This window comes from Kitasatospora sp. NPDC058406, assembly GCF_042722765.1.
Taxonomy (GTDB): domain Bacteria; phylum Actinomycetota; class Actinomycetes; order Streptomycetales; family Streptomycetaceae; genus Kitasatospora.
In genome coordinates, this window is record NZ_JBHXKE010000342.1 from 1 (window position 1) to 7,448 (window position 7,448).

Consider the following 7,448-nt stretch of genomic DNA (forward strand, 5'->3'; position numbering starts at 1 on the left):
GGTCCGGGCACCGCGCCCGTCGGGGCCGGTGGCCCGCTGAGTCTCGTACCGCCGTACTGCCGTGCTGCTTGCCGCGGGGGTCAGGCCGAGGAGGCGACCTGGGCCTGCCAGAGGTCCCGGACGGCCTCGCGCAGCGTGCGCCGGGGCTCCCACCCGAGCTGCTCGCGGGCGACGGTGACATCGAGCTGCTGCCACTCGGTCTCCGGGCCGGTGCCGTCCGGCGCCGGGACCTCGGTGATCTCGGTGGGCACCCCGCTCTCCTCGATCAGCAGCTCGACGAGCAGCCGGGCGGAGGAGGCGGTGCCGGTGCCGACGTTGACCACCGGCGGGAGGACGTCGGCGCGGGCGGCGATCAGGACGGCGTCGAGGGTGTCGGTGAGGTCGACGAAGTCGCGCTGGGCGGTGAGCGGCTGGAGGGAGAGCTGCGCGGTCTCGCCGGCCAGCCGGGCGGCGTCCAGCTTGGCGGCCATCACGCCGAGCAGGCTGTGGCCGGGCTGGCCGGCGCCGACGACGTTGCCGAGCCGCAGCGAGACCGCGTCCAGCCGGCCGGCCTCGACGGCCCGGACCAGGGCCTCGGTGGCGGCGAGCTTGAGCTTGCCGTACTCCATCACCGGGGCGGCGGGGTCGCTCTCGCGCTGGCCGGTGCCGACCGGCGCCATGCCGTACTCGTGCACGGTGCCGAGGTGGACCAGGCGGGCGGGGGAGGCCATCGCGGAGACCGCCTCGATCAGCCGGTCCACCAGGACCACGTTGGCCTGGTACATCTGCTCGTCGTTCAGGCCCCACATGCCGCCGGCCGCGTTGACGACCGTGTCGATCCGCTCACGGTCGAGCAGCGCGGTGAGGTCGGCGGCGGCGTCGGAGGAGATGTCGAAGGCGACGAACCGGCCGGGGGCCGGCACCGCCGGCGCCTTGCGGGCCAGGCTGACGACCTCGACGCCCTGCTCCAGCAGGCGGGCGCCGAGCACCCGGCCGATGAAGCCGGTGCCGCCGAGGACGGCCACCCGGGAGGGGGTCGTGTGCGGTGCGGTCATTGCGGAGATCTCCCAGGGGACGGTGGTGAGCGGGGGTCAGCGGGGGCGGGCGGCCGTGCTGGTGGCGTTGCGCAGCAGGGCCTTCGCCCCGTCCCACTGGCCGGCGCGCATCGCGCCAGGGACCAGGGTGAGGGCGTGGATCCGGGCCGACAGGTGCATCCGGGACGCCTTGGCGGCCCGCGGCCAGCCGTGTGCGTCGAGGCGGTCGGCGGCGTCGAGGAAGTACCGGCGGGCCTCGGTGAAGCGGGTGCCGCTGAAGGCCGACGAGGAGGAGATGCTGACCGCGTGCCGGCGGTACTGGAAGGCCCGGACGTCGTCGACGACCATCTGCTCGCCGGCCTGGAGCAGGTCGATGACGAGCGCGAGGTCCTGGATGATCTCCAGGTTGTCGCGGAAACCCATGGTCCGCACGGCGTCCGTGCGCCAGCAGATCGACGGGAAGTAGAGCCAGTTGCCCTTGAGCAGGCTGACCGCCAGGTCCTCGCCGCCCCGCAGGGTGCGGCCCTGCTGCTTGGGCGCGTAGATCCGGCGCTTGGCCTCGTCGGCGAGCGAGCTGCTGGGCTTGCCGTCGCCGTCGATGACCTGGACGCCCGGCTGGATCATCGCGACGCCGGGGTACTGGGCCAGGATCGAGCGGATGGTGGCGACGTAGTTGGGGAGCATGATGTCGTCCGTGCCCATGAACATCATGTACTCGTGCTCGGCCATGCCCAGGCACTTGCGGTAGTTGCCGGTGACGCCGAGGTTCTTCTCGTTGCGGAAGTACCGGACCCGCGGGTCGTCGAGCTCGGCGAACCACTCCGGCACGCCGGGCTCCCGACCGTCGTCGACGACGGTCAGCCGCCAGTCCGGGTCGGTCTGGGCCAGCACACTGCGCACCGCTGCCTGCATCAGCGCGACGTCGCCGTAGTACGGAAGCAGGATTTCCAGAGTGGTCATGGTGGAGGCACATCCGCTGGTCGGAGTCGGGGCCGGAACAGGGCAGGGACCCTGTGGCTGGCCCATCATACTGAGCCCGTCCGCGCCCCTCCGCCGGGCCGAGCGCCGGGCTGCGGGCCGGGCCGCGGCCCCGCGGACGACGATGCCCGGGCCCGCCGCAGAGCGGTGGACCCGGGCATCGGACGGTCTCAGCGGGTGCGCAGGCCCTCGGTGAAGGCGAGGCACTTCTCGTAGTCCGGCAGCAGGCCGCCGGCGATCGCGTCGGCCAGCGACGGGGCGGCGTCGTCACGGGCGGACAGCTGCGGGGCGTCGGTGGGCCACTCGATGCCGAGGTCCGGGTCGAGCGGGTGCACCGCGTGCTCGCCGGTCGGGTTGTAGGTCTCGGAGCAGACGTACGACAGCGTGGCGTCGTCGGTCAGCGCGCAGAAGCCGTGGCCGAATCCCTCGGGGATGTAGACCGACTTGCGCTCGACGTCGTCCAGGCGGACGAACTCCCAGCGGCCGAAGGCGGGGGAGCCGACCCGCAGGTCCACGACCACGTCGAGGACGGCGCCGCGGACGCAGCTGACGTACTTGGCCTGGCCGGGCGGGACGTCGGCGAAGTGGATGCCGCGGACGACGTCCTTGGCGGACACCGACAGGTTGCCCTGGGCGAGGTTCAGCGGGTGGCCGACGACCTCCTCCAGCCGGTCGAAGCGGTACCACTCCATGAACAGGCCGCGCGGGTCGCCGTGCTGCTGCGGGGTGACCTCGAAGGCGCCGGGGAGGGAGAGCTCGCGGAACTTCACCGGGCGTTCTCCTCGTCGAGCAGGGCGATCAGGTAGTCGCCGTAGCCGCTCTTGCACAGCGGCTCGGCGAGTTCGCGCAGCTGCGCGTCGTCGATCAGGCCGGCCCGCCAGGCGGCCTCCTCGATGCAGCCGATCTTGAAGCCCTGGCGCTCCTCGATGACCCGCACGAACTCGGAGGCCTGGACCATCGAGACGAACGTGCCGGTGTCGAGCCAGGCGGTGCCGCGGTCGAGGATGGTGACGTGCAGCTCGCCGGTCTTGAGGTACTCCTCGTTGACGGCGGTGATCTCCAGCTCGCCGCGCGCGCTCGGGCTGAGGCCCGACGCGATCTTGACCACGCGGTTGTCGTAGAAGTAGAGACCGGGCACCGCGTAGCGCGACTTCGGCTGGGTGGGCTTCTCCTCGATGGAGATGACCTGGCCGTTGTCGTCGAACTCGACCACGCCGTACGCGGTCGGGTCGGCGACCGGGTAGGCGAAGACCATGCCGCCGTGCGGCGAGGTGCGCTCCGCGAGCCGGGTGCCGAGGCCGCTGCCGTGGAAGATGTTGTCGCCGAGGATCAGCGCGACGGGCTCGTCGCCGATGAAGTCGGCGCCGAGCACGAAGGCCTGGGCGATGCCCTCGGGCTTCTCCTGGACGGCGTACTCGAGCTTGAGGCCGAACTGGGAGCCGTCGCCGAGCAGGCGCTGGAACTGCTCCTGGTCCTGCGGGGTGGTAATGATCAGGATCTCGCTGATACCGGCCATGACCAGGGTCGACAGCGGGTAGTAGATCATCGGCTTGTCGAAGACGGGGAGGAGCTGCTTCGAGACTGCTCGGGTCAGCGGCCACAGACGTGACCCGGTACCGCCCGCCAAGAGAATTCCACGCATGCGCGCAGCTTATGTGAGGTTCGGAGCCTGCTGCTGACCCGGGGCGATGGCCCCGGGGTGCACCGGTAGACTGCCCGCACTATGCGCATCCTCGTTACCGGCGGCGCCGGCTTCATCGGTTCAGAGTTCGTCAGGCAGCTGCTGAGCGCCGACGCAACGGATCAGATCACCGTCTTCGACAAGCTCACCTACTCGGGCGTCGAGGCCAACCTGGCGTCCGTCGCCGGTCACAGCGGTTACACCTTCGTGCGTGGCGACATCTGCGACGCGGACGCCGTCGACCAGGTCATGCCCGGCCACGACGTGGTCGTGCACTTCGCCGCCGAGTCCCACGTGGACCGGTCCATCGAGGGCGCGGGCCCGTTCGTGGTCACCAACGTCCTGGGCACCCAGGTGCTGCTGGACTCGGCCAAGAAGCACGGTGTCGGCCGCTTCGTCCACGTCTCCACCGACGAGGTCTACGGCTCGATCTCCGAGGGCTCGTGGACCGAGGAGTGGCCGCTCGCGCCCAACTCCCCGTACTCGGCCTCCAAGGCCGGCTCCGACCTGCTGGCGCTCGCCTACCACCGCACGCACGGCATGGACGTGGTGGTCACCCGCTGCTCCAACAACTACGGGCACTACCAGTTCCCGGAGAAGGTCATCCCGCTGTTCACCACCAACCTGCTGGACGGCAGGAAGGTGCCGCTGTACGGCACGGGCGGCAACATCCGTGACTGGCTGCACGTCTCCGACCACTGCCGCGGCATCGAGCTGGCCATGCGCAAGGGCCGGTCCGGCGAGGTCTACAACATCGGCGGCGGCACCGAGATCACCAACAAGGAGCTCACCGAGCTGCTGCTCCAGGCCGCCGGCGCCGACTGGTCCATGGTCGAGCCGGTCGCCGACCGCAAGGGCCACGACCTGCGCTACTCGCTGGACATCACCAAGATCAGCGAGGAGCTCGGCTACACCCCGCAGGTCCGTTTCGAGGACGGCCTGGCCGCCACCATCACCTGGTACCGCGAGAACCGCGCCTGGTGGGAGCCGCTGAAGGCCAAGGCCTCCCTGCGATGACGAACCCGGTGGCCAAGCTGCTGGGGGCGCTGCCCCCGGGCGTGCGGCTCGTTCTCGGCGGCACCGTCGTGCTCGGTGTCTCGTCGTACATCTTCCTGGCGCTTGCCGGGCACAGCTTGGACACCACCCAGGTCGCGGGCGTCAACATGCTCTGGACCGTGGTCATGTCCGTCGGGTACGGACTCTTCTCCCCGGTCGAGTTGGAGCTCAACCGCCTGGTCGCGGCCCGCGACGTGGCCGGTCGCGGGCCGGGTCCGGCGATCCGGCGCGTCCTGCTGGCCACCGTCGTGGTGCTGGCCGTCGTGCTGCTGGTGGTCGCCGCCGCGGCCCGGCCGATCGCCGACCGCTTCTTCTCCGGTGACCTCTGGCTGGTCGCCGGCCTCGGCGGCGCCCTGGTCGGCCTCGCCGTCAGCTCGGTCGCCCGCGGGGCGCTGGCCGGGCTCGGCCACTTCGGCGCGTACGGCGCCCAGCTCGCGGTCGACGGCGGGCTGCGGATCGGGCTGGCCGCGCTGATCCCGCTGTTCGGCACCCACTCGCCGCTGGCGTTCGCGCTGATCCTGGTGATCTCGCCGCTGGCCGCCTCGGTGATCGGGATGCGCAAGGTGTTCGCCGACCGGCGCGGCGGCCCGGCCCCGGCCTGGCGCGACGTGACCACCGGTCTGGGCCTGCTGACCGGGTCCACCCTGCTCGCCCAGCTGATGGTCAACGCCGCGGTGGTGAGCGTGGGTTCGCTCTCGCCCTCCTCGAAGGCGCTGATCGCCGCGCTCGCCAACGCCGTGGTGCTGGCCCGCGTCCCGCTGTTCGCCTACGCCGCGATCCAGGCCTCGCTGGTCTCCTCGCTGTCCGGCGCTGCCGCCGCGGGCAACCAGGCGGAGTTCCGGAAGGTGCTGCTGCGGACCGGCGGCATCGTCGTGCTGATGTGCACGGCGGCCGGTCTGCCGACGGTCGTCCTCGGGCCGTGGGCCATCCAGGTGCTGTTCAAGGCGCAGGACGTGCTGGGGTCGACCGACTTCCTCTGGCTCGTGCTCGGCACCCTCTGCTACATGCTGGCGACCGTGTTCGGTCAGGCGCTGCTCTCGCTCGGCCGCCACCAGCGGCAGCTGCTGGCCTGGCTGGCGGGTACCGCCGTCCTGGTCGCGGTGACCCTGTCGCCGGGCGAGATCGCGACCCGGGTCGAACTCGGGTACCTGGCTGGTGCGGCGGTGAGTGCGGCTGCCATGCTATGGGCGCTGGCCCGTTCCCTGTCCGCTCCGGTCGTTCCCTCGGCGCGGGAGCGGGCGACCCCGGCAGCACGCCAGTCGTCAGAGGTGTGACACCCCTCGGCCCCGCCCAGCACCCCCGGCGGCGGCCATTCGTTCACGCCATGCCTTTAATATGTCTTTTCCTTGGCCACGCCACTGCCGCTGAAAGGCGCAACCAGTCGTGCAACTCACCGTCATCACTTCGATCACCGGCGTGCTGGTGGTCGTCTACATCCTGGAGCTGCTGCGTCGCCAGCAGCTGCGGGAGAAGTACGCGGCTATCTGGCTCGCGATCGGCGTCATCGTGGCGCCGCTCGGGTTCTTCCCCACGATCCTGGACTCAACCGCGCGCCGGCTCGGTATCGCGTCCGGCGTGAGCCTCGTGCTGTTCGCCGGCTTCGTCCTGGTCCTGCTGGTGTCGCTGCACCTCAGCTGGGAGGCCTCTCGGCTGGAGGCGGAGACCCGCACCCTGGCCGAGGACGTGGCGATGATGCGCGCCCACCTGGCCGAGCACCACGGCTTCCCGATCGCCGGTGCGAACCAGCAGGCGAGCGGCTCGACCAACCCCGAGGTGAGGGCATGATCGACGGCAAGCGGGTACTGATCATCCTTCCCGCCTGGAACGAGTCGGAGGGCCTGCCCAAGATCCTCCGCGAGATCCAGCAGAAGCTCCCCGGCGTGGACACCCTCGTCGTGGACGACGGCTCGGTGGACAACACCGCCGCCGTCGCCGCGGCGTCCGGCTCCCGCGTGGCGCAGCTGCCCTACAACCTCGGGGTCGGCGGCGCGATGCGGTTCGGTTACCGCTACGCCCACCTGCACGACTACGACGTCGCGATCCAGTGCGACGCCGACGGTCAGCACGACCCCGCCTACGTCCCCGCCCTGCTGGCCAAGCTGGACGAGGCGGACCTCGTCATCGGCGCCCGCTTCGACGGCGAGGGCAGCTACAAGGTGCGCGGCCCGCGCAAGTGGGCGATGAAGCTGCTGTCGGTGGTGCTCTCGCGCATCACCCGCACCCGCCTGACCGACACCACGTCGGGCTTCAAGGCGTGCAACAAGCCGCTCATCGAGTTCTTCGCGCAGTGGTACCCGGTCGAGTACCTGGGTGACACCATCGAGAGCATGGTCGGCGCGGCCCGCTGCGGCTTCGTCGTGCGCCAGGTGCCGGTCGCCATGCGCGAGCGCACCACCGGTACGCCCAGCGCCTCGCCGGTCAAGGCCATGATCTACCTGTCCCGCGCCGGTCTGGTGCTGCTGCTCGCGATGATCCGCCGGATGCCCGCGCACCTGAAGGCGATCCAGCCCGCGAGCCGCCAGGCCGCCCGTCGCCCCGAGCTCGTCGGCCGGGCCTAGGGCCTGGAAGCACCGGCACGAGGACAGTGACCGGGTTCCGGCCCCGCCGCACCACGCGGCGGGGCCGGACTCGTTCCCGGGCCCGGTGGGCCGTCCTGCCGGTGCGGCCGGCTCCGCGAGCTCCGCGCGCCGGAACGCCTCGGGCCCGGTACGCGGGTGCGT

Annotated in this window: 8 protein-coding genes; 4 read left to right on the forward strand and 4 right to left on the reverse strand. The window is 71.4% G+C overall.

The window, feature by feature from the left end:
• Positions 1-80: 80 nt before the first annotated feature.
• The 4 genes from ACFWOG_RS37815 to rfbA all read right to left on the reverse strand — a co-directional run bounded on the left by ACFWOG_RS37815 (position 81) and on the right by rfbA (position 3,633).
• A complete protein-coding gene (locus ACFWOG_RS37815; RefSeq protein WP_329885393.1) occupies positions 81-1,034 on the reverse strand; it encodes an NAD(P)-dependent oxidoreductase in 954 nt (317 codons plus the stop codon).
• Between the two features lie 36 nt (positions 1,035-1,070).
• Positions 1,071-1,973 carry a glycosyltransferase gene (locus ACFWOG_RS37820; RefSeq protein ID WP_329885392.1) on the reverse strand — a complete coding sequence of 301 codons (903 nt, stop codon included), beginning with the start codon at positions 1,971-1,973 and terminating at the stop codon, positions 1,071-1,073.
• Between the two features lie 188 nt (positions 1,974-2,161).
• The gene (rfbC, locus tag ACFWOG_RS37825) at positions 2,162-2,761 is read right to left on the reverse strand and encodes a dTDP-4-dehydrorhamnose 3,5-epimerase (RefSeq protein WP_329950388.1); all 600 of its coding nucleotides are present in this window, start codon (positions 2,759-2,761) and stop codon (positions 2,162-2,164) included.
• Positions 2,758-3,633 carry a glucose-1-phosphate thymidylyltransferase RfbA gene (gene rfbA, locus ACFWOG_RS37830; RefSeq protein ID WP_329885390.1) on the reverse strand — a complete coding sequence of 292 codons (876 nt, stop codon included), beginning with the start codon at positions 3,631-3,633 and terminating at the stop codon, positions 2,758-2,760. The genes rfbC and rfbA overlap by 4 nt, the downstream gene beginning before the upstream one ends.
• An 81-nt stretch (positions 3,634-3,714) precedes the next feature.
• Here rfbA and rfbB point away from each other — a divergent pair, with 81 nt between their 5' ends.
• From rfbB to ACFWOG_RS37850, 4 genes are all read left to right on the forward strand, one after another.
• Positions 3,715-4,689: a dTDP-glucose 4,6-dehydratase gene (gene rfbB / locus ACFWOG_RS37835; RefSeq protein ID WP_329950389.1), complete on the forward strand. Its 975-nt coding sequence runs from the start codon at positions 3,715-3,717 to the stop codon at positions 4,687-4,689.
• Positions 4,686-6,002 carry a hypothetical protein gene (locus ACFWOG_RS37840; protein WP_329885388.1) on the forward strand — a complete coding sequence of 439 codons (1,317 nt, stop codon included), beginning with the start codon at positions 4,686-4,688 and terminating at the stop codon, positions 6,000-6,002. Before rfbB ends, ACFWOG_RS37840 begins: the two co-directional genes overlap by 4 nt.
• 109 nt (positions 6,003-6,111) lie before the next feature.
• Complete coding sequence (locus ACFWOG_RS37845; RefSeq protein WP_329885387.1) at positions 6,112-6,513, forward strand: DUF2304 domain-containing protein; 402 nt, start codon at positions 6,112-6,114, stop codon at positions 6,511-6,513.
• Complete coding sequence (locus ACFWOG_RS37850; RefSeq protein WP_329885386.1) at positions 6,510-7,286, forward strand: glycosyltransferase family 2 protein; 777 nt, start codon at positions 6,510-6,512, stop codon at positions 7,284-7,286. The genes ACFWOG_RS37845 and ACFWOG_RS37850 overlap by 4 nt, the downstream gene beginning before the upstream one ends.
• The last annotated feature ends 162 nt before the right edge of the window (positions 7,287-7,448 follow it).